This window comes from Aminiphilus circumscriptus DSM 16581 (genome assembly GCF_000526375.1).
In the GTDB taxonomy this organism is placed as follows: Bacteria; Synergistota; Synergistia; order Synergistales; family Aminiphilaceae; genus Aminiphilus; species Aminiphilus circumscriptus.
The window spans coordinates 778,400-803,661 of record NZ_JAFY01000007.1 but is presented as its reverse complement, the minus strand read 5'-3'; the positions used below and the strand labels follow the sequence as shown (position 1 = coordinate 803,661).

Genomic DNA, 25,262 nt, shown 5'->3' with positions numbered 1-25,262 from the left:
CTCATGGGCATTGGTGGTGCTGGAATGAGTGGTCTCGCTCGGCTTCTCCATGAGATGGGATTTGCCGTGAGCGGATGTGATGTGACGTCCACGTCGTATGTGGAGAGGGTTCTTGAGAGAGGAATTCCCGTTTCTCTCGGACATTCCGCAGACCATCTGGAAAATTACGGCGTGGAGCTTCTGGTATATAGCAGCGCTATTGCTCCCACGAACCTCGAACTGCTTACAGCTCGAGAACGAGGCATCGCCGTTGCGCGGCGAGCGGAAATTCTCAGTCTGCTTTTCAATGAAAGGAAAGGAATCGGTATCGCGGGTACACACGGTAAGACAACGACGTCTTCGATGATAGGCTTGATTCTCGAGACGGCAGACCTCTCACCTACGCTCGCCATTGGAGGTGAACTCTGTGATATCGGAGGCAATGCGAAGCTCGGTGATGGAGCTTGTATGGTAGCGGAACTCGATGAAAGCGACGGTTCCTTCGAGCTTTTTCATTGCCAAATGGCTGTTGTGACGAATGTGGACTGGGATCATGTGGACCACTATCCAAATTTGGACAGCGTCAAGGATGCCTTCGTTCGTTTTCTCGGGCATGTCAAGCCGGAAGGCATTTCCGTTCTTTGTGCCGAGGATCCTGGCGTGGCAGCTATTCTCCCGCACATAAAAGGGAAGAACATCCTTACATACGGATGGGGAAAGGGATGGAATTGGGGAGCCACTCATGTCCACCACATACAGGGTGGAGGTGTTTCCTTTGTTGCGCATAAGAACGGGATCCCCATGGGGGATATCATTTTGGGTCTTTCGGGAGAGCATAATGTTCTGAATGCCCTTGCTGCATGTGCGGTTGCCGATGCTTTGGGGATTTCCTTTGCTGTGACGAAAAAGGCACTGCGCGTCTTTCGGGGTGCCAAGCGACGATTGCAGTATGTGGGGAGCATCGGAGATGTGCAGATCTACGACGATTACGGCCATCACCCGAACGAGATAGCTGCTACTCTCCGGGCGGTTCGGAATATTTTCCCTGGTCATCGTCTCATTGCGATATTTCAGCCTCACCGATATACCCGTACAGCTGCGATGTTCGGCGATTTTGCCAAAGTTCTTCCTCTTGCAGACGAGGTCTTTCTTCTTCCCATCTACCCTGCGGACGAAGAACAGACGGATAGCGTTTCCTCAGCTCTTATCGCCGATGCGATGGAACGTGAGGGACATGTCTGCCATTTTTGTCAAAACATGAAGGACGTACAAAAACAGATCACTTCACTTGTCCGCAGTGGCGATGTTATTTTGACCATAGGCGCCGGGAACGTATGTCTTCTCGGTCCGAGACTCTTGCAAGCGTTACGGGAGGGAGTCTTCGAGAATGCAATGGTCGTCGGTGCTTGAGCGAGAGTTCGGCGCCGTCTTTCGAAGAAATGAGGGGCTCGGAGCCTATACCACATGGAAAGTGGGTGGGGCAGCAGAGTTCTTTTGTTGTCCGAGGGAAGAAAAGTCTCTTGCCCTGATCTTGAAGATTAGAAGTGAACATGAATTTCCTCTGTGGATTCTTGGTGGAGGAAGCAATGTACTCATACCGGACAAGGGGTTAGAGGGGCTTGTTCTTTACACTCGAGGACTTGATTCCGTCCTTTTCCAGGAAAAAGGGAACGGGTATGTGGAATGTGTTTTGGGTGCAGGGGTTTTGCTCTCTCGCTGGCTGAGTGAATCCTACCGAAAAGAGTTGGGTGGAGGCGAGTTTCTTACGGGAATCCCCGGTACAATAGGGGGAGCACTTATGGGGAATGCGGGTTCCCGAGAGCGTTACATCGGTGAACTCGTTCAATGGGTGGAGACAATCGAATCGAACGGAGAACGAATTCGCTACGAGGGAAAAGAGATTGCCTGGGCGTATCGTTTTTGTGGTCTCTCGGATTCGTTGCGTGTGATTTCTCGATGCGGCATACTCCTTCGTAAGAGCGATCAGGAGACGATACGAAGGAACGTCCTTCATTACGCGAACGCACGTCGTGGGCAGCCGCGTAATGTGAGAACGGCGGGATGCGTGTTCAAGAATCCCCCCGGAGAATTTGCAGGAGAGTTGCTTGATCGGGCAGGATGCAAGGGAATGCGATGTGGCGACGCAGTGGTGTCCTTGCACCACGCGAATTTCATAGAAAACAGGGGAAATGCCAGAGCAGCGGATATTGTTACCTTGGTAGAAGAATGCCGCCATCATGTTTACCAGGTATATGGTATTCTTTTGGAACCGGAAGTGCGGCTCTTAGGAGATGAATGGGGCTTTTTGGCTAAGGATTAAAACATGGGTTCTCCTGATTGCTTTTTTGGGAGGGGTTGCCTGTTCTGCGGAGGAGCATTTTCAGTTTTTTCGCCTTCGCGGCTTGCGTATGTCGCTTGAAGTAGGTATTTCGGAAGTTGAGCTATTGTCTCTCATCCCCGATAAAGAAAAACGTAACTGGCTTCTTTTCTGGCTCCATGCGAAACATATGGCGAATTATCTGGAAAGTATGTACCCTCTTCGGACTCGGATTTCTTTTGCCGGATGGGGCTTTTTTGAATGGAAGTGTCGTCCCTTGGTCCCTTGGTTCGTTCTTCGTTGGCAGGGAAAAGAATGGTATGTGGACGAGGAGGGGCTTCTGTGGGCGACAGATTTGCCAGAGAATAACATCGTAAAGGGAATTCGAAGACCATCAGGACCCGCTTTGCTTTGGGGTGATGAAATGCCGTCGCCTCAGGCGGTTGTCCCTGAAGATCGCCAGATTTTTCGATCGCGACTGCCTCTTGGAATGCTGGAGAGCTGGAAGAAAACGTTGCAACTCATCGGATGGTTTCCACTTCTCGAAGAATGGGCAGTACACAAGAGAAGCGGCATCGAAATCGTCACTCTTCGGATGACGCTGGACGGACGGCGTATACTTCTGATGGTGGATGGCCGGGACCGGCGTTGGGAGGGCTTGAAGGGAGCGGTGGATGTTATCGTTCGGGATCTTACGCCGCAGCAGGATGCCGTCTATCTCATAGATGCCACATATGATGATAAAATCGTCGTGAGGAAGAACTACGAATGACACGACGCCCGCATTTACGGAAGAGAGCGGGGAAGGGAGCGGATGATGCCGTGATCGCGGAGCCTGAGCTCCTTGTGGGGCTGGACATAGGAGCAAGTAAGGTTGTGGTCGTTGTCGCCGAAAGAGACGGCACGTCCGGTGAGGCTCAGATCATTGGGATTGGACAGGCTCTTTCCAGGGGTATCCGGAAAGGCCTTATTGTCAATCTCGAGCAAGCGGTGCAGTCCGTACGTCATGCCGTTGAAGATGCGAAGAACATGGTCGGTCTTCCCATCGTGGAGGCTACCGTCTCCTTTGGCGGAAGCGATGTGACGAGCATCCGTTCGCGGGGCATGATATCCCTTGGCCGTGTTCCACGGCAGACTACCATTCAGGATATCGAGCGCGTTATTGAGGCTGCGCAAACAGAGGTGAACGTGGCTTCCAATCAGTGTATTCTTCATACAATTCCTGTTGAATATTCCATTGACGGGCACAGCGGTATTGACGATCCTCTTGGCATGACGGGGGTTCGGCTTGAAATGGAGTTGCAGTCCATCATCTTGCCCACGGCGGTGGTGCAGAACGTGGTTACCTGTGTGCAGAGGGCAGGACTCCGCGTCCAAGGAATGATCATCAAACCTTTGGCCAGTGCATTGGGAGTTCTGACGAATGAAGAAGCCCTGGCCGGGGCATCGGTGGTGGATGTCGGAGGAGGCACGACGGGAGTTGCCGTGTACGCCGAGGGAAAACCGAAACGCCTTTCGGTGATTCCCGTCGGTGGAGATCATATTACCAACGATTTGGCCTGTGTTTTGCGAATTCCTATTAGTAAGGCAGAAGCGGTGAAACGGGAAGTCTCGCTCGACGAGAACCCAGAATCGCTTGTGGATGAGTTGGAATTCGAAAATCGAGGCAAACGATTCGTCTGCACAGTGAAAGAGGTTGTGGATGTCATCGCTTGCAGGCTTGAAGAACTTTTCGGAACACTTGTCTCCAAGGAAATTGCTGAATCTGGTGTAACCATGCTTCCCGCTGGTATTGTCCTCACAGGAGGAGTTGCGAAAACGGATGGGATTGATCAATTCATCTCTCAGGTTGTGGATCTCCCCGTGAGAATTGCTCAACCGCTCGATATCCATCGCATGCCTCCGGGAAGAAACGGTTTGGAATATGCGGCGGCATCAGGTGTCATCCGCTATGTACTCGAGAAGGAGCGCAATGCGTTTCGATATCTGGAACCGGTTTTGTCCGTACCCGGAGCGCCGGTTTCAGATGACCGGACAAAGAGAAGTTCTGGAGTAAAAAAAACGCCTCAGGGTAGAACCTCTTTCCAAGGCATCATCGATTCCATAAAAAAAGCATTGAAAGAATTATTTTAATTTAAGTAGTGATGATTTACCTATCAGATCGTGTCGCAGGGGGTTGGCGGAATGGCAGGCATTGGCGATATGTTTGAGATTGATAGAATGCATCGACAATACCGCGAAGTCATAAAGGTCGTGGGTGTCGGCGGTGGAGGGAATAACGCGCTCAACCATATCATCCGTAGCGGTATCGCCGGTGTGGAGTTCATTGCCGCTAATACCGACATGGCACATCTTGAAAGATCAGAGGCCGAATCGAAGATTGCGCTTGGCACTGAACTCACGCGGGGGCTTGGTGCAGGAGCGAATCCGGAAATTGGCTTTAAAGCGGCGAAGGAGTCGCTTGATGAACTTAAGGTACTTCTCCAGGGTGCGGATATGGTCTTTCTTACCGCAGGAATGGGGGGGGGTACTGGAACAGGAGCTACTCCTGTTATTGCCGAAGCGGCGAAGGAATCCGGTGCTCTCGTCGTTGCGGTGGTGACCCGACCCTTTGCTTTTGAAGGGCGGAGGCGAACGAGTCACGCAGTGTCTGGGATTCAAAATTTAAAAGAGAAAGTCGATGCTCTTATTGTTATTCCAAACGACAGACTTTTGCAGATCGCAGACAAGAACACACCTCTTTCTGAGGCGTTCAAGCTGGCAGACGAGGTTTTGCGCCAGGCAGTACAAGGTGTGACGGATCTTATTCTGCGTCCCGGACTTGTAAACGTGGATTTTGCGGATGTGAGGACCGTCATGAGTAATGCAGGATCTGCGATTATGGGGATTGGAGAGGCCCATGGCGATGGACGGGCGTCCATGGCCGCCCGTACTGCCATCAATAGCCCTCTCATGGAGAATCCCATGAACGGAGCGAAGGGGATTCTGTTTAACGTCACTGGAGGCCCAAATCTCGGAATCGTCGAAGTCCAGGAGGCTGCGCAGGTTATCACCGAGGCGGCTGATGAGGATGCGACAATCATCTGGGGACATGTTCTTGATCCCCAGATGGAGGACAAAATACAAATAACGGTCATTGCCACGGGATTCTCACCTGCTGGTGGCGCTCCGTCGGGGACTGCACCGGGGAAAAATGTTCGAGGCAAGGGGCGCATCGAATTGGAGGAATCTGAGGTCCGTTCGGTCCTTGAGGACGATCTCTTTCGCATCAAAGATATGCCACGCAGCGATCTCGACATTCCCTCCGTCGTGAGGCGACGGAAGAATGCAAAGTAACAGTGCTCCTCATTGCTTACCGATGCGAGGACAGCCCCCTCGTTTCTTCGAAAGGGACGCATGACGACAGAGACGAAAAAGAGCAGTAGAGCATTCTCAAAGCCACGGCCTGGAAAAGAAAGGCTCCTGATCCCTCTCAAAGAAGGGGGAGACCCCCTTTGGGCGTTGCTTTTCCCCGCTTCCTATTCGGTGGGAATGGCGAATCTCGGTTTGCATTTGGTCGTGAGGATGCTCAAATCGCTTGGAGTGGGGGTGGAGCGCTTTTTTGGGATCTCCGCCCCCTTTTTTTCTATGGAAAATGGGAGGAGTCTCGGTTCGTTTCCAATTATTACGGCAAGTATTTCTTATGAGGCGGATCTCCTTCATTTCGTCAAGACTCTTGTTGCGGAAAATGTACCACTTCGCTGGAAAGATCGAGTGGCGTCATCCCGATCTCTCGTCGGAGTCGGCGGCGCTCTTTGTGGTATCAATCCAATGGCTTTCGCGGCCATGGCGGATTTTGTCGTTCTTGGCGAAGGAGAGACGGTCATTCCATTTTTGGTGGAGGAAACCAGGCGTTTTCTCCGAAACGGAGACAGGATTGCCTTTTGGAGAGCTTTGGCCTCCAACCCGGCTTTCTTTGTTCCGCCTGTGCATATTCCGTTGTTGCGAAGCGGGAATGCCGTCACTCTCAGGCGCAACACTGTTTCCGATCTCGATATGTTCCCCGGAAGTAGCCTCTGGACGACACCGGAGAGCGTTTTTGGAGAGACGTTTTTGCTTGAGTTGCAGCGGGGATGTTTCAGGAAGTGCTCCTACTGTACCCTCCCCGTGTGTTACTCGAAGCCTAGACGGCGGAGGATGGAGACGCTTTTGGACTTCCTTGAAACCTGCCCTCCCGATGTTGCACGAGTGGGACTCGTTACCCCGGAGGCAGGAGATTACGATGACTTGGACGCATTATTGAACGCTTTAGCGGAAAGGAACAAAGGGGTTTCGTTCGCTTCCCTTCGAGTGGATAATCTCACGGAAGGGATGTTAAAAGCTCTTGTGAAGGGTGGTCATACCAGTATTACTGTGGCGCCCGAAGCTGCGAACGATGCGTTGCGTCGACAGTGCGGAAAACATTTCGATAATGCACTTCTCTTTAAGAATCTTGAGATGGCAAAAAAAATAGGCGTCCGAAAGGTAAAACTTTATTTCATGACAGGGCTTCCCGGAGAGACCGACGAGGATCTCCGAGCCATTGGTGACTTGGTCGAAATCATCCAAGGAAAACTACGGCTTGATGTCGTTCTCTCCGTGAACACGTTTGTGCCGAAACCATTCACCCCATGGAGTGCGCAACCTTTTGTGGGAGAAAAGGAAGCGAAGCGTCGACTTCAGCTTGTTAAACGATCCATTCGGGGCGTCAAGGGGCGGTTCGGGTGTACTTTTCGCCCAGGAAGCGCTCGGGAGGCAGTGTTGGAATACACAATCGCGCATCTCGTGTGCGAGGACAGTGAACGTCTGCTTCAATGGGGAGAAAGCGAAGGGACGCCGTTTGTGACTTTTCTCGGGAGACCCTCTCCAGATCTTCTCCCTTTGACAGTGCTTTAGCGCGACGTGCTTTTGGTGAACTGCCCTTGGCAGAAATCTGATTTGTACCGGAGACGAGAAAGCACGTGAAAGATTTATTCTCTGCGAAGCGTGCAACGGCTCCAAAAATCTTTCCGGTGCGATCATTTCGGAGGTGAGGCCTTGATGAACGCACGAAGGAGCAGGCGTTATAAAATGAGGCGTCCCATGTTCGCTTTCGGGCAGTTGATGTTGCCCATTGTCGGCATCATTGCCGTGGGACTTCTCGTGATCGGAGTAAAACTTTTTTTTCTGCCTACTTCGAAAGGTGGTTCGCTTTATCAGTCCGAAGTATCCCGTTCTGTTACGGTAACTCCCACACATTCTCTCCAACCTGAAGATTCGGGCAACTCCTCCACGTCCAATACTGTTTCCGTACAGAACGGAGACGGACCTGTCGCCGTCCCTGTCGGAGAGCCACAGACCACAGGTGTTCCACCTTCCACAAAAACGAATGGGCAAAAGCAGGCAGTCGAGAAAACTGCTGTACCGGCCAAACCTGTTCCGGGGAGTGAAAAAGCGCTTGCAACAACGATATCGTCTCCAACGAGCGGAAATTGGACTGTCCAAATAGGCGCCTTTACTGAAAAGGGACAGGCGGAACAGCTGGCGAGCAAGGCACGAAAAGAAGGATATACAGTGCTCGTCACTCAGGGAGATGTCAAGGGCGTGTTGTATTATCGCGTGCGGATCGTCGCGGGGAAAAGCCGTGGTGAAGCACTCGAACTGGAGAAAAAACTGAAGGCGTCTGGGTATCCCACCTATGTCGTTCCTCAGAATTGAACGTCTCTCCAAAATCAATGTAAGGAGCGATTCGGCATGGCGGGTTTCGTGCATGCGTTGTCCTCACGGAAGGAGGCTCTGGAAAAAGTTGCCGCATCCTTGGGATTCCCCTGGAAAATAGGGAGTAAACTTCTTCCCCTGCGAAATTCTCTGGGGAAACTCCTTGCCGAAGATATTCGCACGCAGGAGGCGGCTCCAGCCTTTTCTCGGAGCCTTCGGGACGGATATGCGGTGAGAAGCGCCGATGTAATCGGCGCTTCATCCTCTTCTCCGGTTTTTTTGGACGTGCGGTTTGATGTCCCTATGGGCACGCTTCCGTTGCAGGAGGGACTTCCCTTTACCGCTGCGGGGATTTATACCGGTGGTGTATTGCCAAAGGGATATGATGCTGTCGTTATGCTTGAAGATACAGATCGCAGCGCGTCTCTTCTTGAAGTTCGTCGCTCTCTTCAGGAGAGCGAAAACGTTCTTCTTGAAGGCGAGGAGTACGCCCCAGGAGACGTTGTTCTCAAAGAGGGGATGCGGATCGACTATAGAACAGTGGGACTTCTCGCGACATTGGGTATTGTATCTGTACCGTGCAAGGTGCTTCGGATTGGTATCCTTAGCACGGGGGACGAGATCGTTCCTCCAGAAACGACTCCTCTTCCTCCAGGATGTGTTCGAGATGCCAATGGCTGGATGTTGCAGGCGCTTCTCCGGGAATACGGTTTTTCTGTGTCCTATTTTGGAATTGTGCGCGATGATGAGTTTTCTCTTCGCCATGCCATGGAGAAAGCACTGAAACAATGCCAGGTTCTTCTTCTCAGTGGAGGCTCCTCGGTGAGCAGCCGTGATCTCTGCTCCGATCTCTTCGCCTCTTTTCCCTTGCCGGGTTTGATTGTACGCGGTCTCAATATGAGTCCTGGAAAACCAACTCTCATTGCAGGGGACGTAAAGAGAGAAAGGCTTCTCGTGGGACTTCCCGGGCATCCTCATTCCTGTACGGTTGTAGCGCTTGCCGTGCTTCTTCCTTTGCTAGACGCATTGGCCGGTGTTCCGAAGCAAGCGCGAAGGACATTCTTCCTTACCCTGGGAGATGATGTAGTGGGCAGAACGGGCGTGGAGGAGTTTTTCCCTGTTGCCTTAAAAGATGGTCTCGTTTATCCCATTGCGAACAAATCCGGTTTTGTTGGTTCCTTTTCCAGTGCGGAGGGCTTATTGCGCCTCCCGGAGAATAGAGAAACGGCGCGTCGAGGAGAGGTGGTGGAAGTTTGGTTGCCGTGAAACCCGGATCAGAAGAGCCTAGGCACGAGAAATCAAGGCAGAGGGAATATGTTTCCTTGGCGGAAGCGACTGAAATATTGTACGACGAGGTTTTTCCGCACCTGCGTCGACGTGTCGTGAAGACTCCTTGTCGGAATGCACTGGGGCGTATCCTCGCCGAGGATGTGCTGGCCAGACGCAATGTCCCCCACTACCAGGCATCGGCCGTCGATGGATATGCTCTTTCTGCCGCGAGGACCAAAGGGGCGAGCGCCTCCGCACCCGTGGAGATCGACGACACCTCGTGTCTGTGGGTAAATACGGGCAATCCTGTTCCCGAGGAATTCGATTCGGTGTTGATGGTAGAGGATGCGTCATTTCTCCCTGATGGTTCCTTTCGTGTTTACAAGAGTCTCTCACTGGGGGCCAATATTCGCCCGGTGGGAGAAGATGTCATGCGAGGGCAAATCATCGGCAAGAGGGGCGAAAGGGTCACTCCCATGTCCGCTGCGTTGTTTCTCGCCGCAGGTGTTCTGGACCTTCCTCTTTCGGAACCGCCTGTCGTCACCATGATTCCCACCGGGGATGAAATAGAAACGCCGGAAAAAATGGAGGACATGCCGGTGCCAGGTCGTGTTGCGGAGACTAACTCCACTATGATAGCCGGATTTCTCCATGAGTGGGGAGTTCCCTGCATGATTTGTCCGATTGTCGCCGATGACCGAGTCCGTCTTGAAGAGGCTGTGCTCGATGCGGTGAAACGATCGGACATTGTGCTGGTAGGTGCTGGAACCGCGAAGGGCAAGAGGGATCATGCCGAAGCAGTGTTGGCATCGTTGGGGAAGATCCTTTTCAAGGGACTTCGCATGAAGCCGGGACGCCCGGCCATTCTCGGCATGGTGCAGGATACCCCCGTCCTATGCCTCCCTGGTTTCCCCATGTCCTCGGCCGTGGTCGCCTGGAGCGTTCTCTATCCTCTCGTCCGTTGGTTCTTGTTCGGCCTATTGCCCGAGGGGGATCTTCTGCGGGAGGCCCTTCGGGCCGTTCCTGAATCCATGAAGCTTCTTATGCCCCATTCCTCTCCCCAGGGAATTGCGGAATGGTTACGCGTCAAAGGTGTTGAATTGGATGGGGTTCGTTATGCCGTTCCCTTGCCTTCCGGATCCAGCGTCATGTGGGCGATGGCCGAAGCGGACGGTTTCGCGCTTCTTCACCCGGAACAGTTTGAACTTCCGAAGGGGACCTCTGTCAATGTTTTTCTCGTGAAAGATATTTCCTGGAAAACGAGGATTCTCTTTCAGGGATCGAATGATCCTGCGTTGGAACATCTCCTCCCCTTGTTGCGGGATCGTGGGGGCGACATGGTCATTCGTTCGGTGGGAAGCCTTGGTGGACTCACGGCGCTGCGCCGGGGAGAAGGACATGTCGGAGCATGTCATTTGCTCGACCCGGAGACGGGAGAGTACAATACTCCATTCATACAACGCCTCCAGGAGGGTGTCTGGAAACGTGTCCTGATCTACTGGAGGATGCAGGGAATCCTTGTTCCCCGGGGCAATCCGAAAGGAATCTTTTCCGTGGCGGATTTCTCGAGAGAAACGGTTCGTATCGCCAACCGCCAACCTGGAGCGGGCACGAGAGTTTTGCTGGATGCCCTTTTGAAAGAGAAGGGTGTTGCTCCGGAGAACGTGCAGGGATATGGCGTGGTTTGCACGACGCATCTCGACGCAGCCTCCCGGGTTGCCTCGGGATCTGCCGATGCCGCTCTTGGAATCAAAGCTGCCGCTGATGCATTCGATCTGGATTTTCTTCCCCTCACTGAAGAACCTTACGAATTGATTATTCCAGAAAAACATCTTTCGCATCTTGGAATAGAGATTCTTTTCGCCTGTCTTCAGGATTCCGCGTGGAAGTATCGGGTGGAACTACTCGGAGGCTACCGATGGCCAGCCTGATTGGTTCTCTGGGACGCTGTTTGGACTACGCTAGACTTTCCATCACGGACCGTTGTAATCTCAGGTGTCGTTATTGCATGCCGGAAGAAGGAATACCCTGGATTGCGCATGACGATATCCTTACCTATGAGGACATGCTCTTTCTCATAGATATTCTCCAGGATCTGGGTATCAGAAAGATCCGCATTACCGGTGGAGAACCTCTTGTCCGCAAGGGTATCGCTTCCTTTCTGGCGATGCTGAAACCAACCTTTCCGAGCCTGCGCTTTGCTCTGACGACCAACGGAATTCTCTTGGAAAAGTACGCCGAAATTCTTGTGAATGCAGGTTTTTCTGGGATCAATGTGAGCTTGGACACACTCGACCCGGAAAAATTCACCTTTGTCACTCGAGGTGGAGATCTCCGGCAGGTTTTTCGGGGAATTGCGCGTGCAACTTCTGCGGGAATTGCAACAAAGATTAATACGGTCCTTATTCAAGGATTCAACGATGGAGAAATTCCCGCTCTATTGGAGTACGCACATGGAGTAGGAGCGCTACTGCGTTTCATTGAGTTCATGCCTTTGGATGGAGATGTCTGGAGCGAAGGACGTTTTCTTCCGGCAGAAATGATCCTCCAGCGTCTCCCGGAGCCGGAAATGTGGCATTTCATCGAAAAAAAGGATCACAGCGAAGGACCTGCAATGCATCTCCGCCATGAGAAAACGGCACAGCGAATCGGAATCATCGCGGCAGTGACGCATCATTTTTGCGATACTTGTAATCGACTTCGTTTCAGTGCTAACGGAGAAATCAGATCCTGTCTGTTCAGCCGAAAAGGGACCTCTCTCTTTCTTCCTTTGCGAGCACGAGAGCGCAATGCGGTGAAAGAGCTGATCGTGGGCGTGGCGCAGGAAAAACCACGGTGCTGGAAAGATCTGCTTGATGGGGAAAGACACATGTCGCGCATTGGAGGATAAACATGGTTTTTAATCATCTTGACAAAGAGGGCCATCCCGTAATGGTGGATATTGAAGGGAAAGCCCCATCGAGGCGGGAGGCGACAGCCGAAGGATGGGTGCATCTTCCGAGGAGCGTGTATGATGCGGTCGAGAACAACACCGTGGCGAAGGGTGATGTACTGCAAATCGCTGAACTGGCGGGGATTCAAGGCGCCAAGCGAACCGCCGAGTTGATCCCTCTTTGTCACCCTCTCCGCCTTGATGCTGTTGCCGTCCGTTGCGAGATGGACCGAGAGAAACAAGCCGTCCATATCATCGCCACGGCAAAAGCGCGGGAGGCTACGGGAGTTGAAATGGAGGCATTGACGTCGGTATCTCTTGCGGCGTTGACCGTGTATGACATGTGCAAGGGTATTGACAAAGGTATGCGCATCGAGGGCATTCGCCTGCTTCGAAAGAGCGGGGGAAAAAGCGGCTTTTTCGAATGCGAGGTGGAACGATGAGTTCTCCCCGTATTCTCAGGTTTGTTCGTCCTTTCCGTTCTGAGGATTTTTTTGTTGTCTACCTTCATCGAAACGCGAAGGGCTTCTCCGCGATCAACGGATCTCCCGGAAAGATAGTGTTTTTGTCTCCGGGAACGCCTTTGGCGGCCGAGGGAGACGATTTGCATGTGACTCTCTCTGGTTTTTCTCAGATGGAAGAAGGCGTGTTTCTCAAGCCCGAGGATGATGAAGAGGAGTGTTTTCTTCGAGTAGTACGGTGTTCACCTGCGTCTTGCGAGGTGGAGGTCCTCCGCTCGGGATTCCTGACGTTATCCCAAAAATTATTGCCTCTTCGTCCTCTTTCGGTTGGTATCCTCACCATCAGCGACAAAGGGAGTAGGGGTGAGCGAATCGACACGGCGGGGCCGGCTCTCGAAGAACTTGTTCTCGACATCGGCGGCATTGTCCGGCAACGTGGTATCGTTCCTGATGAAAGAGACATGATTGCTGGAACGATAAAGCAATGGATAGATGAAGATGACTGCCATTTGGTTCTCACGACCGGTGGAACGGGGCTTGCTACCAGGGATGTGACCCCGGAGGCCCTCCTTTCCGTCGCATCTCGTGTTGTTCCTGGAATCGGTGAAGCCATGCGGGCTTTGACATGGCAAAACGCACCCAGAGCGATATTGACGCGAGGTCTCGCCGTCACGCGAGGCGAATCTCTTATCGTGTCCTTTCCAGGAAGCGAACGTGGAGCGCGGGAGTGCTTCGGCGCGGTGGCTCCCGTTCTTCGTCATGCGGTGGAGATCCTCCGGAATTGGGAAAAGGACTGTGGTTCGCATACGCACCATCACAGCCATGCGTAATACCCATTCGGCTCATGCCAAAAGGTTGGGAGATCATCGTGCCAGGGGAAAACGACGAAAAAGTGTCCCGCTGTATCATCATTACGGGAATCTCCGGTAGTGGAAAGACGACAACCCTGCATCATCTTGAAGATCAGGGTATGTTCGCCATTGATAACATTCCGCCGTCGCTTTTGCCTCAACTGTTCGATGTACTTCGAACGCATAAAGCGGCAGTGGAGCACGGTGTCGCCGCTGTCGTTGACGTCAGGGGCGAGGCACTTCTGCATGATCTCATCGAGGTGATGGGATTTCTTCGCCGTTCCATTTCCGATGTCAGGCTTGTTTTTCTCGATGCTGATGATGCGGAACTGCTTCGCCGTTTTGAGACGACTCGAAGACGACATCCCCTTGGAGGAATACCGATTCTGGAGGGAATTGCTTGGGAGAGGGATGTCCTGGCACCCATTCGGGATATTGCGGATGTTGTTCTTGACACGTCCGGTCTCTTGCCGACCGCATTTCGGGAAAAAATTCTTGGAGAGCTGGGCTCTTCTCGGGAACATGTCACACTTATTGTCAGTTCCTTCGGGTATAAATATGGTGTTCCCAAAGACTGTGACTTCCTTTTCGATGTCCGCTTTCTTCTGAACCCTTACTACAGTGAGGAGCTGAGGCCTCTGTCGGGCAGGGACGATGCGGTACAGACATATCTCAGAAATCTTCAGGAGTCGGAACGGCTCATGACATCGTTACTGGGCTTTCTCGAGCTTGTGCTGCCCCTTTATGGAAACACGGGGAAAATGCAGATGCATGTCGGGGTGGGCTGTACCGGAGGAAGGCATAGATCCGTCGCTGTGGCGGAATGGATAGGCGCCCATTTTCGAGAAAAGGGATGGGTATGCACCGTTCGTCACCGAGACATCGATAAGGAGGCACGTTGGTAGATGCCATCTTGGGTGGAATTTGCGCTCGGCATCGTAGCGGGGGGATCGGAATATCCATCCTCAGAATGCTTCTTGAGCGATGGAACAAACGACGAAACCACTCAAAGCGCGATGTTATGGCGAAAGCCAGGGAAATACGCCTTTCCATGGGCCCGCAGATTGTCGCTTTCGGAGGTGGGACCGGTCTATCCACACTGTTGAGAGGACTCAAGGGATTTACGAGAAATCTCACCGCGGTAGTCACGGTTACCGACGAGGGGGGAAGCTCAGGGAGACTTCGCCAGGAGTGGGGTGTTCTTCCTCCTGGAGATATCCGAAATTGCCTGGTTGCCCTTGCCGAAGATGACAGTGCTCTCAATCGTCTTCTCAGCTTTCGGTTCGACCGGGGCGAATTGGCCGGGCACAGTTTGGGTAATCTCATTCTTCTTGCGGCTACGGAACTTGCCGGAGATTTCCGTCTCGCGGTGGAGGAAATGAACAATCTGCTCGCTATTCGCGGTAGGGTATTGCCTGTGACGACCGAGGCGGTAAGCCTTCACGGGCGAACCAAGGAGAATCTTCACGTCAAGGGTGAACTCGATATTTCGCGCAATGGCATGAAATTGGAACAGATCTGGCTTGAGCCTCCCGGAGCGACACCTCTCCCGGACGTCCTTTCCGTGGTGGAACGGGCAGAAGTGATCGTCCTGGGTCCCGGTAGTCTTTTCACGAGCATCTTGCCGAATCTCCTACTTCCCGCAGTTGCCTCCGCGATCCGAAAAAGCCCTGCGCCTGTCGTGTACGTGGCAAATCTCATGACGCAGCCGGGCGAGACGGAAACATTCAGCATCTTCGATCATGTAAAATGGATCGCCCGCACGACACGCCGCTATCCTGACTATGTTCTTGCCAATGAAGACCAGGTCCCTGAGGCTGTGGCGAAGCGCTATGCGTTGGCAGGAGCACGTCCGCTTTATCTGGGAGAAGAGGAGCTCGAAAACATGCGCCGGAAGGGCATCAATGTTGTTGTCGGCTCATTCCTCGCCTTGAACAAAGAGAAGATAGTCCGCCATCAGAGCCACAATCTCGCGGAAGCGATCATCCGCATCACCCGTGAATCCCAAGAGAGACAAACGTGGAAAAACTGACGAACCGACTTTGGGACGAATGGGTGCTTTTTGCTCAAAGAGCGGAGGAAACACAGGAAGAAATTGATGGTATTCTCTCGGGAATGGATTTAGTGTCCTCTTCATCCAACGGGAAGGATAAAATCCATCTCGGAAGTCGACGTCTCTGGGTTTTTCGCAGATTGCGAAGACTTTGGAACAGTTCCTCCTGGAAAGGCTTGCAGGAACTTGGAGAATTGCTTTCAGTGCCTAGGGAGAAACACGGGAGAATTCTTCTGACGCTTCCTGGTAGGCTTTATTCCGAGGTGCAGGAGCGAAACGCCGAAGTTTTCAAAAAGCTTTTCTCCAGGCCTGTTCCCTGGTTTAGGGGCATTTGGGGAAATCTTGGTTCGCTCTATTTACCCCGTTTTGGTTATTACCTTGCTTTGAAACAACCACAGGAGGATCAGACGCGTCTTCGTCTTCAGGGAATTCTGAGAGGCTTGAATGTCCGGGCATCGTCGAGGCGGCGAGGCCGACGCGCTGAATGGCTTGTGCGTGACCAGCAGACGATCAGCCGCGTTCTCGAGTGCTTGGGGTTGACGAAGACAGTTACCTTGTTGGAACAAAACGCCAGAGTGCGTTCCCTACGGGAGCGGGCAAATATGATCGTCAACTGTGACTCCGCGAATATCCGGAAGAGCCTGGAGGCTGCTGCCAGACACATTGCACTTTCAAAAAGGCTCGTGGAGATGAATGCCCTCGAATACCTTCCCGACGACTTGAAAGAATTGGTGATGCTTCGTCTCCAACACCCCAGTCTGACCCTCAAGGAACTGGGGCAAATGCTCTCCAAGCCTGTCAGTAAGAGTACTGTGGAATACCGTTGGAACAAACTCAGTCGCTGGGCAGGAGTGGAGACTGCGACTGAGGAGGAGAAGTGAGACCAGACCAGCGTGTGGGATGGTCTCTTTGCGATGTGCTCGGATTGTTCTTGGCTTCCGCGGGAAGGAAATGATTGTTTTTTACTTGGGGGATTTATTGCGCAGAAGAAGTTCCTGAAACACTTTTGTCCGGTGTCGTATGGAAAGGTGCACGAAATGTGCTGATTTCAGACGGAAATGCCGTCTTGCCAAAATCACGAGCACCATGTATTATGAAAACATGGTTTTCCCTTGAAGAGTCCTGTTGATGAGCTCAAGACGAAAAGCGTTGTTCTTTTCTGCAATAACCCTTTGTGAGGTGAGAGAGCGGGGGCGTAGCTGAGCTATGCTTCCGCTTCATGTTCTCTTCCCGCTCCAACGGAGTTTCGGAACTTGGTGGCAGCAGGGTAGTTCCAGCGAATTTCAGCTTGAGTCAGGAGGGATTGATCATGAACAAAATACGCGTGGGAATCAACGGTTTTGGCCGTATCGGGAGATTGACACTGAGGGCATTTTTTCAGCATGGTGCCGTCGAAGACCAGCTTTTCGATGTTGTTGCGGTGAACGACCTTGCACCCCCCGAAAGCCTTGCTTATCTGTTTAAATATGATTCAGTGCATCGGCGTTTTGCTGGTGATGTGGCCTGTGAAGACAATGCACTGCTCATTGCGGGAAACAAAGTGGAAGTCCTTGCGGAGAAGGATCCCGCGAAGCTTCCCTGGAAAGACATGGGTGTCGATATCGTGATCGAATCCACAGGAAAATTTGTCGATGCGGAGAAAGCCAAGGCACATATTGCCGCTGGAGCAAAGAAAGTCCTCATCTCTGCTCCGGCTACAGAAGAAGATGTGACGGTGGTTATGGGAGTGAATGAACAGGTCTACGACCCGAAAAAGCACCATATCATCTCGAATGCGTCGTGTACGACGAATTGTCTTGCGCCCGTAGTGAAAGTTCTGCACGAGTCCTTCGGTGTCGAAAACGGGTTAATGACAACTGCTCATTCATATACGAACGATCAGACAATTCTTGATTTCCCCCACAAAAAGCCCAGCCGCGGAAGGGCAGGGGCTCTTTCCATCATTCCCAGCACCACAGGCGCTGCCAAAGCCATTGGAAAGGTTCTTCCGGAGCTGAAGGGGAAATTGAACGGATTCGCCCTGCGTGTACCGACTCCGAATGTCTCCGTGGTGGACCTCTCTGCACTGCTCAAAAAGAATGTGACGGCGGAGGAAGTCAACGCGGCCATGAAAGTTGCCGCCGAAGGTCCCTTGAAGGGCATTTTGGCCTATGAACCGGAGGATCTTGTCTCCATGGATTTCGTCGGTGATAGCCATTCCTCTATTTTTGCCCCACTTCACACCATGGTGGTCGATTCAATGGTGAAAGTTCTCGCCTGGTACGACAACGAATGGGGATATAGCTGCCGAATCATTGATCTTGTGAATTACATGGTTCGTAAGGGATTCTAAACGGCAGGACTCACCAAGGGGATTGTAGGAGGGGAGTCGTACTCATGAAGCTTCGGCAGATCAATGCTGAGGAATTTCAAGGGAAAAACGTTCTCGTCCGGGTTGATTTCAACGTTCCCATGAAAGAGGGGCGCGTGACCGACGACACTCGGATCCGGGCACATTTAGAAACACTTCGCCTGCTGAAAGATGCCGGGGCGAAGACAGCCTTGGTTTCGCATCTTGGCCGGCCGAAAGGAAAGAAAGACCTTTCGTTCTCCTTGAGGCCGGTGGCGGAATATTTTCGGAAACTAACGGGATGGGATGTCGCTTTTTGTGACGACTGTGTTGGTGATGCTGTTCAGGGCGCCATGGCACAGTGTTCTCGTGGAAGTTTCGTTGTTCTGGAGAATGTTCGTTTTTATTCGGAGGAAGAGAAGAACGACGAAGAATTTGCACGGAATCTCGCTGTACCCTTTGATGCTTTTGTCATGGATGCTTTTAGTGCCGCTCATCGGGCGCATGCATCCACACGAGGCGTCGCGGAAGTGTTGCCTTCCTATCCGGGAAAACTCTTATTGAAGGAAGTAGAATTTCTCGGAGAGGTGCGTGATGCTCCGAGGCAGCCCTTTGTGCTCGTCTTGGGCGGAGCGAAAGTTTCTGACAAGATCGGGGTCATTGAGCATCTGCTGGACAAAGTTTCTTCCATTGTCATAGGAGGAGGCATGGCCTTCACATTTCTGAAAGCCATGGGAAAGAACGTCGGCAATTCCCTCTGCGAGGAGGAGAAGCTCGCCTTTTCGAAAGAGATGTTGGTTCTTGCGCAAGAAAAAAACATCGCGATTCATCTTCCCGTGGATGTTCTTGTGGCGAAAGAGTGCAGGGCTGACGTTCCAGTATCTCTGGTTTCTGTTGATGCCATTCCCGATGAAGAGATGGGTTTGGATATCGGCTCGGAGACGTGCAAACGCTTTGCGAAAATCTTGACCCAGGCGAAGACAATCCTTTGGAATGGTCCAATGGGTGTTTTTGAGATTCCCGCCTTTGCGGCAGGAACTCGTGCGGTATGTGAGGCCATGGCCGAAGCCACCAGGGAGGGAGCTCTCACTGTGGTCGGAGGTGGTGACAGCGCCGCAGCTATCAACGAACTTGGGTTTGCCGAAAAGGTCAGCCACGTCTCTACCGGTGGAGGAGCAAGTCTTGAGTTCTTCGAGGGAAAAACCCTTCCCGGTGTGGAACCGTTCATCGAACATGCCTAGATTATGAACTTGAAGAAGAAAAAGCGGGGAGCTTTTGCTCCCCGCTTTCGTTTGGAAGAATTGGAAGAAGATGAAGATAAAAAGGAAAAAGGAGTGTGGTTGTGGTGAAGAAAAAACGTGGTGTTTTCCTTGCCGGAAACTGGAAAATGTATAACGGTCCTGGAGCTGCCCGGAGCTTTCTCTCGAAGCTGGTAGAAAGAGTGAAATCTTCTCAGACGATTGAAAAGGCGATTATGGAACATCGTCTCGTTGTGGCACTTTTTCCACCTGCGCTGAGTCTCCACGTGTTTCGTGAAGGAAAAGAAATGTTTCCTTTTCTCAAATATGGCACTCAAAACGTACATTGGGAAAAAGAAGGGGCGTATACGGGAGAGATTTCGGTCCCTATGCTGCAGGAGATGGCCTGTGATTATGCTATTATAGGACATAGCGAGAGGCGGCAACTTTTTGGAGAGACCGACATCGCTGTGGGAAAGAAAGTATGTGCATGTATTGCAGGTGGTATCACCCCCGTTTTATGTGTAGGCGAGACGCTGGAAGAGCGTGAACGGAATTCCACTTTTGAGGTGGTGGAAAGGCAGCTCACCGAAGCACTCAAGGACGTTTCCCCCAAAGATGTCCTCGCATCCCTTATTGTTGCCTACGAGCCCGTTTGGGCCATTGGAACAGGGAAAAACGCACGAGACGAGGATGCCCAGGATGTGTGTCGTCATATTCGGGAATTGCTGTCTCGGCGTTTTGGCGAAGAAGCCGGTGAGGCGGTTTCGATTCTCTATGGTGGAAGTGTCAAGCCGGGTAACGTGGAAGGATTGTTGAGACAAGCGGATATTGACGGAGCGCTGATCGGAGGAGCCTCTTTGCAAGTCGATAGCTATTTGGAAATTATTGAGGGTGCTCTGAAGGTTCTCGCCTAAACTCAAGGAATCTCTGAACAAGGCTACGTCAGCCCCGCAGGGCGCCTCGCAGAGCCTGATGCGACCCGAGTCAAGGAAAATCGAAAGGTCTTTATTCAGGGTTTTCTCAAAATAGGAGTCGCGCTGAGTGCGCTGAGATTGTGGCCGGTGATTCAGCCTGACTCCAGCGATATGTGTTTGTCACAAGCCTTATGCAGAGCAACGAAACAACAAGTTGCGAAATTATGGGTGGATCCACAATTTCGCAACTTGTTTGAACAAAGTTCCGTGGATATTTCGAGAAAGCACATGAGAAGAGCTTGGTAGACACCAACACCACAAGTGCAACATAAGATACATTATAGGACACGAAAAAGCATGAGCTTACTGCTCCGCGACGATAAAACGGCACCCTTGTGTCTTACTCACTGTGTTCCCCAAACTGTGTGCGCGGCGCGTCTCCCCAGATGCGCTCGAGGCCATAAAACTTTCGTCCCTCTTTACTGAAGAGATGAATCACTACATGTCCTGCATCAACGAGGCGCCAACGATTGCTGGTTTGGCCTTCAAGCTGGCAAAAAAGGCCTAACTCTCCCATTACCTCTTCTGTTGTATCTTGTAGCGTTTGCAGGTGTGTTTCAGAATTTGCCGTGGCGAGGATGAATGCGTCGGAGACCGTCGTAAAATCACGGAGATCGAGAAACAAAATGTCCATGGCATGCTTATCGTCAAGTGCTTTAATGATGCGATGCGTTTCACGAAAATCCTCATTCGTCCTATTCTCATGTTCTTCTAGCAGTGTCTTATGCTCTTCCATTTGCATGCCCCCATCTTTTCTTTTTTTAATTATATGCGCACATAGAATTCTTTTTTGGATTTGATTGTTAATTTATTTATTGCTGCGCGAGGGCCTGGAGTTTAGAAAGGACTTTTTTGTAATCATGTCCCAGGATAAGCGTGGCATAGGCTACTTTTGCATCAGGCCTGATGAGTCTGGGCGATATCTCACAAAGAACGCCGAGGCTACTTGCCGTTTTTCGTACTTTCTCATTGGCGTTTTGCGGGTAAAGAATATTGCTCGTGTGATAATCAAAATGTTTTGCATTCCCGACATAGCCGACATCAACACCTATTTTTTGCAAAAAGGTAGCCGCATCCTTGCTAATCCCCTTCGTTCCATTTCCATTCAGAACGGCAACACGTTCCACGATGGACTGGACAAGTGCTTCCATGTCCTGTCTTGTGAGGGTTGGTTCGGCCACGGCGAGTGAGTCATCGCCCGAAGTGTTCTCGGAGTCCCCTCTTCCGGGGAAAGAGAGAAGGTCTTGAGAAAGAGGCTCTTCTGCATTCTCGTCTTCTGCCCAGGAAAGAAATTTGGCCGTGGCGTTGAGATCCCCCAACCAATAGCTGATTCCGGAAATGTAGGCAGGGTTTCCCGGAAGTGTCATTGCAACCAGGTCCTCCACGGAGACATCCTTCAAATAGGATGCTAGTTGGAGTGCCTGGGTAGTGTTCATGTTCGTCTCGATATTACGGATAGTTTCCTCAACAATCTGAGGTAGTTTAGGTAACATCGCAGGTTTTTTTATCTTTTCCAGGAGTGCTGCCATGAAACGTTGCTGTCGCTTCACTCTCCCAATATCCCCTTGTGCATCGTTGCGAAAACGAACGTAGTGAAGTGCACGTTTCCCGTCGAGATGTTGCTGCCCCGCGGGGATATCGATGTAAAGTCCACCGGCTCTGTCAACGTAATGGAGTCTCTTCTCGACAAGAAGATCAATGCCGCCCACCAGATCGACCAATGCAGGAAAAGTATCGTAGTTGAGGACGACAAAGTAATCAATGGGGATGCCCAAATAGTTGATGATCGTTTTGTAAAGGAGATCTTTTCCACCAAAAGCATAGGCATGGTTGATCTTCTGCCAGCCGTGTCCAGGGATTTGGACTCGGGTGTCTCTGGGGATCGAGAGAATTTTGATCTTTTTGGTGTCGATGTTGATCGTGGCAACGGCAATCGAATCAGCTCGTCTGGAGCCTTCCGTATAATCCACGCCCACAAGCAGTATCGTGACGGATCCGGATGTCTGATTGTAGTGAAAATTTTCTTTGATATCGCTGGAGTCAGGTTGAATCACCTGCTGCAATCTCAGCGCGACTCCTATCCCGCTGGAAAGCAATGCGAGAAAAATCGCGAGAACGATCTTTATCTTTGTCATGATTCCTCACCGCCCATGACGAAAATACAAGGCCTTTTTGTGAATGAAATGCTCCACCGGCCAAGGAACCAGATAGCGGATACTTCTTTCCGTTGCAACACGTTCCCTGATTTCCGTGCTCGATATGGCAAGAAGTGGAATCTCCAGAGGAACGATGGCTTCTCTGATTTCCGGCGGAAGGTCATCGAGTGCAGAGGTGCTGTAACCGGGGCGTCCTGCTGCGACAATGCGACAGATGCGGCTCAAGGCAAAGGGTTCCTTCCAGGACAGGATGTCCAGAACGGCATCCATTCCCGTGATGAAGAAAAACTCCACGCTCGCCGGAGGGTACCAATGATGCATTTCCCGGATAGTATCAACGGTATGACTGGAGCCGCCTCTATCAATTTCAATTCGCGAAAGACGAAAGTGTGGATTGTCAAGTGTCGCGAGCAGCGTCATGGTGTACCGATCCTCGGGCATGGAGACGCGTGTTTTTGCCTTGTGGGGAGGGGATCCCGTCGGAACAAAAAAAACCTCCTCAAGTCGTAGCGCGGAATAGGCTTCCTCCGCAACGACAAGGTGGCCGAAATGAATAGGGTCGAAGGTGCCCCCCATGATGCCGATACGCCTTTTCTTGAGAACATGTGCGTCCGTCATACTCAATCGGCTCCCGTTCTTTTATTCTTTCCGAACTTTTCGAAAAATCCCGGTCAAAATTTTGGTCGCTGTAGATAAAAAGCATCCACAGGTCATGCGTTGGCGCTCATATTTTTATGTAATAAATTTAAGGAAGCTCTGAATAAAGACCTTCCGCTTTCCCTTGATTCGGGTCGCATCAGGCTCCGCGAGGCGCCCTGCGGGGCTGACGTAGCCTTATTCCCTTATTCAGAGATTCCGTGATTTGAGGTTAGGGATGTTCTTCCTCGGAGGAAGCGAGCGCGTGCCTATTCCCCTCCGCCTCCGCACTTCTCTGGGGAAGAAAATCGAACGCCAATTCCCCAAGCAGAATAGTATCGCCTTCTTCAGCTCCGTAAGCTTCAAGGGCTTCTTCAACTTTATATCGTCGGAGAAGATTGTTGAAACGCATGATTGCTTCGTCGCTTTCGAAGTCGAATCGAAGAATAGCTCGCTCGAGATAGGTGTGTACGATTCTGAAGGTGTGTGCATTTTCCGGAATGATGACGAGAGGCATACGCGTCTCCAGCGTTCTTGAGGTATTCGGTCCACCCTCAAGAGGTGCAAAAAGACGGGATGGCATTGCGTTCCGTGGATGTCGTGCCGAAAAACGGGAGATCCCTTCGATGAGCTTTTCTATTCCAATCCCTTCTTTCGCACTGATCAAGAAGATGCCCTCGGCTTTGTTCCAGGGTGTGGCGTGTGCAGAGAGAAGATGTGAAAGAATGATTTCTCCGTGATCGGAAAGGAGATCGATTTTGTTTCCAACAAGGATAAAGGGTTTTTCCAAAAGCGCTTTGTCATATTCAGCAAACTCTTGTCGAAGAATATTCCATTGTGTACGGACAGTATCCACATTGTTGTCGCTGATGTCGAAAAGATACACAAGCAACCGTGTTCGTTCGATATGTCTGAGAAAATCATGTCCGAGCCCCCGATTTTCGCTCGCACCTTCGATAAGTCCGGGAATGTCTGCAATGACAACACGGTCATCCGCCATGGGTAGAACCCCCAGGTTTGGCGTCAGGGTCGTAAAAGGGTAGCTCGCAATTTTCGGTTGCGCATTCGAAAGTGCGGCCAGAAGGCTTGATTTTCCGGCATTTGGTAAACCCACAAGTCCAACATCGGCAATGAGCTTGAGTTCAAGTCGAAGGGTACGTGTTTCTCCCGGTTCGCCCTTCTCGGCAAAGCGAGGTGTTTTCCTCACCGCGTTCGCGAAATGAGCATTGCCTCTTCCACCTCTTCCGCCTCGGGCTGCGAGAAACCTATCTCCGGGTTCTGTCAAATCCGCGAGAGGTGTCTCTTCGCTCCCCCTTTCAAAGACAAGGGTACCACAGGGGACATGGATGACACTATCTTTTCCGCGACGCCCATGCTGCTTCTTTCCCCTTCCCCGCTCGCCTTCGGTTGCAGCAAAAAGGTGACGATGTTCAAAATCTGCAAGAGTGTGAAGGCTCCTGGTAGCTTCGAGAAAAACACTACCACCATGTCCTCCGTTCCCTCCATCGGGTCCTCCGCGAGGGACGAATTTTTCGCGGCGAAAACTCATACATCCATCTCCGCCCTTGCCTGCACGAAGGGTAAGTATTGCTTTATCGATAAATTTCATGGAAAACCGTCCACTCCCACTCATTTTTTCCCAAAGAAAAAGAAAAAAGGGACCACACACATGGCGGCCCCATAACACAGTTTCCGTTGTGTCCAAGCCAAGTCATTCTCCAGGGATTACTCTACTTCCAAAGACACAGGGGCGATACTGACGACTTTCCGATTTCCCTTCATCTGAAAGCGAACAATCCCTTCTTCAAGGGCAAAGAGAGTATAATCCCTGCCGCAACCGACATTCTTCCCTGGGTGAATAGTGGTTCCCCGTTGGCGAACAAGGATATTTCCCGCAAGAACGAACTGGCCATCCTGTCTTTTGACGCCCAATCTCTTTCCAATCGTGTCACGCCCATTGGTGCTACTGCCCTGTCCCTTTTTATGCGCGAAAAGCTGAAGATTAAAGATCCGCATGGTGATCCTCCTCTATGATCCGTACCATCTCCGGATATCCGGCGGAGATGCCATATATACTTCTCACGATAGATTCCGCAAGCACAGCAACACACGGATGACTCCCATTGTGCCAATGGATGGACATCATCCCATCCTTTTCGTCACATGTGATTTCAACATCCCGGAGGCCAATCACATCCTCTAGGCCAACTTGGAGGCATTGCATAAGAACCGATACGCCAGCACAAACAATATCCTGACCGGACGGAGCATAACCTGCATGTCCCTCGGCTATGACGGCTGCAATGGTTCCTTCTCGTCGAAAAACACGCACAGTCGTCATTTTTTATA

Annotated in this window: 24 protein-coding genes; 18 read left to right on the top strand and 6 right to left on the bottom strand. The window is 51.6% G+C overall.

From position 1 onward, the window contains the following. The first annotated feature begins 3 nt into the window (after positions 1 to 3). From murC to tpiA, 18 genes are all read left to right on the top strand, one after another. Positions 4 to 1,389, top strand: coding sequence for a UDP-N-acetylmuramate--L-alanine ligase (murC, locus tag K349_RS0114660; RefSeq protein WP_245588092.1), 1,386 nt, complete (start codon positions 4 to 6; stop codon positions 1,387 to 1,389). Beyond that, complete coding sequence (murB, locus tag K349_RS0114655; protein WP_029166508.1) at positions 1,367 to 2,299, top strand: UDP-N-acetylmuramate dehydrogenase; 933 nt, start codon at positions 1,367 to 1,369, stop codon at positions 2,297 to 2,299. The genes murC and murB overlap by 23 nt, the downstream gene beginning before the upstream one ends. Then, a complete protein-coding gene (locus K349_RS0114650; protein ID WP_157367408.1) occupies positions 2,271 to 3,068 on the top strand; it encodes a hypothetical protein in 798 nt (265 codons plus the stop codon). The genes murB and K349_RS0114650 overlap by 29 nt, the downstream gene beginning before the upstream one ends. Beyond that, positions 3,065 to 4,429 (top strand): cell division protein FtsA, encoded by a 1,365-nt coding sequence (ftsA, locus tag K349_RS0114645; RefSeq protein ID WP_029166506.1) that lies wholly within the window; start codon positions 3,065 to 3,067, stop codon positions 4,427 to 4,429. The genes K349_RS0114650 and ftsA overlap by 4 nt, the downstream gene beginning before the upstream one ends. Positions 4,430 to 4,480: 51 nt before the next feature. Further along, the gene (gene ftsZ / locus K349_RS0114640; protein ID WP_034265789.1) at positions 4,481 to 5,632 is read left to right on the top strand and encodes a cell division protein FtsZ; all 1,152 of its coding nucleotides are present in this window, start codon (positions 4,481 to 4,483) and stop codon (positions 5,630 to 5,632) included. 60 nt (positions 5,633 to 5,692) lie between these two features. Then, positions 5,693 to 7,210 (top strand): B12-binding domain-containing radical SAM protein, encoded by a 1,518-nt coding sequence (locus K349_RS17400; RefSeq protein ID WP_029166504.1) that lies wholly within the window; start codon positions 5,693 to 5,695, stop codon positions 7,208 to 7,210. 144 nt (positions 7,211 to 7,354) lie between these two features. After that, positions 7,355 to 8,011 carry an SPOR domain-containing protein gene (locus K349_RS18890; protein WP_084460422.1) on the top strand — a complete coding sequence of 219 codons (657 nt, stop codon included), beginning with the start codon at positions 7,355 to 7,357 and terminating at the stop codon, positions 8,009 to 8,011. A gap of 36 nt (positions 8,012 to 8,047) precedes the next feature. Beyond that, positions 8,048 to 9,277, top strand: coding sequence for a molybdopterin molybdotransferase MoeA (locus K349_RS0114625; protein ID WP_029166503.1), 1,230 nt, complete (start codon positions 8,048 to 8,050; stop codon positions 9,275 to 9,277). Further along, positions 9,274 to 11,211: a substrate-binding domain-containing protein gene (locus K349_RS0114620; protein ID WP_051464452.1), complete on the top strand. Its 1,938-nt coding sequence runs from the start codon at positions 9,274 to 9,276 to the stop codon at positions 11,209 to 11,211. The genes K349_RS0114625 and K349_RS0114620 overlap by 4 nt, the downstream gene beginning before the upstream one ends. Further along, a complete protein-coding gene (moaA, locus tag K349_RS0114615) occupies positions 11,199 to 12,170 on the top strand; it encodes a GTP 3',8-cyclase MoaA (RefSeq protein ID WP_029166501.1) in 972 nt (323 codons plus the stop codon). The genes K349_RS0114620 and moaA overlap by 13 nt, the downstream gene beginning before the upstream one ends. Positions 12,171 to 12,172: 2 nt before the next feature. Next, on the top strand, positions 12,173 to 12,655 hold the full coding sequence (gene moaC, locus K349_RS0114610) for a cyclic pyranopterin monophosphate synthase MoaC (protein WP_029166500.1): 483 nt from the start codon (positions 12,173 to 12,175) through the stop codon (positions 12,653 to 12,655). Between the two features lie 167 nt (positions 12,656 to 12,822). Next, positions 12,823 to 13,503 (top strand): MogA/MoaB family molybdenum cofactor biosynthesis protein, encoded by a 681-nt coding sequence (locus K349_RS17395; protein ID WP_211240369.1) that lies wholly within the window; start codon positions 12,823 to 12,825, stop codon positions 13,501 to 13,503. Between the two features lie 38 nt (positions 13,504 to 13,541). After that, a complete protein-coding gene (gene rapZ, locus K349_RS0114600; protein ID WP_029166498.1) occupies positions 13,542 to 14,429 on the top strand; it encodes an RNase adapter RapZ in 888 nt (295 codons plus the stop codon). 65 nt (positions 14,430 to 14,494) lie between these two features. Next, the gene (locus K349_RS0114595; protein WP_084460421.1) at positions 14,495 to 15,556 is read left to right on the top strand and encodes a uridine diphosphate-N-acetylglucosamine-binding protein YvcK; all 1,062 of its coding nucleotides are present in this window, start codon (positions 14,495 to 14,497) and stop codon (positions 15,554 to 15,556) included. Between the two features lie 83 nt (positions 15,557 to 15,639). Continuing rightward, positions 15,640 to 16,458, top strand: coding sequence for a DNA-binding protein WhiA (gene whiA, locus K349_RS0114590; RefSeq protein WP_245588091.1), 819 nt, complete (start codon positions 15,640 to 15,642; stop codon positions 16,456 to 16,458). A 428-nt stretch (positions 16,459 to 16,886) separates the two neighbouring features. Then, a complete protein-coding gene (gap, locus tag K349_RS0114585; RefSeq protein WP_029166495.1) occupies positions 16,887 to 17,909 on the top strand; it encodes a type I glyceraldehyde-3-phosphate dehydrogenase in 1,023 nt (340 codons plus the stop codon). A 44-nt stretch (positions 17,910 to 17,953) separates the two neighbouring features. Continuing rightward, a complete protein-coding gene (locus K349_RS0114580; RefSeq protein WP_029166494.1) occupies positions 17,954 to 19,147 on the top strand; it encodes a phosphoglycerate kinase in 1,194 nt (397 codons plus the stop codon). 104 nt (positions 19,148 to 19,251) lie between these two features. Then, positions 19,252 to 20,061: a triose-phosphate isomerase gene (gene tpiA, locus K349_RS0114575; RefSeq protein ID WP_245588067.1), complete on the top strand. Its 810-nt coding sequence runs from the start codon at positions 19,252 to 19,254 to the stop codon at positions 20,059 to 20,061. A gap of 400 nt (positions 20,062 to 20,461) precedes the next feature. Here tpiA and rsfS read toward each other — a convergent pair whose 3' ends face one another. From rsfS to K349_RS20160, 6 genes are all read right to left on the bottom strand, one after another. Beyond that, positions 20,462 to 20,857: a ribosome silencing factor gene (gene rsfS, locus K349_RS0114570; RefSeq protein ID WP_169731360.1), complete on the bottom strand. Its 396-nt coding sequence runs from the start codon at positions 20,855 to 20,857 to the stop codon at positions 20,462 to 20,464. Positions 20,858 to 20,933: 76 nt separating this feature from the next. Further along, positions 20,934 to 22,256: an LCP family protein gene (locus K349_RS0114565; RefSeq protein ID WP_029166491.1), complete on the bottom strand. Its 1,323-nt coding sequence runs from the start codon at positions 22,254 to 22,256 to the stop codon at positions 20,934 to 20,936. A 6-nt stretch (positions 22,257 to 22,262) separates the two neighbouring features. Beyond that, positions 22,263 to 22,895, bottom strand: coding sequence for a nicotinate-nucleotide adenylyltransferase (gene nadD / locus K349_RS0114560; protein ID WP_029166490.1), 633 nt, complete (start codon positions 22,893 to 22,895; stop codon positions 22,263 to 22,265). Positions 22,896 to 23,145: 250 nt separating this feature from the next. Then, positions 23,146 to 24,522, bottom strand: a complete 1,377-nt coding sequence (obgE, locus tag K349_RS0114555; protein WP_029166489.1) for a GTPase ObgE — start codon at positions 24,520 to 24,522, stop codon at positions 23,146 to 23,148. Between the two features lie 116 nt (positions 24,523 to 24,638). Beyond that, positions 24,639 to 24,929 carry a 50S ribosomal protein L27 gene (rpmA, locus tag K349_RS0114550; RefSeq protein WP_029166488.1) on the bottom strand — a complete coding sequence of 97 codons (291 nt, stop codon included), beginning with the start codon at positions 24,927 to 24,929 and terminating at the stop codon, positions 24,639 to 24,641. After that, positions 24,916 to 25,254, bottom strand: coding sequence for a ribosomal-processing cysteine protease Prp (locus K349_RS20160; RefSeq protein ID WP_084460419.1), 339 nt, complete (start codon positions 25,252 to 25,254; stop codon positions 24,916 to 24,918). The genes rpmA and K349_RS20160 overlap by 14 nt, the downstream gene beginning before the upstream one ends. Positions 25,255 to 25,262 lie beyond the last annotated feature (8 nt).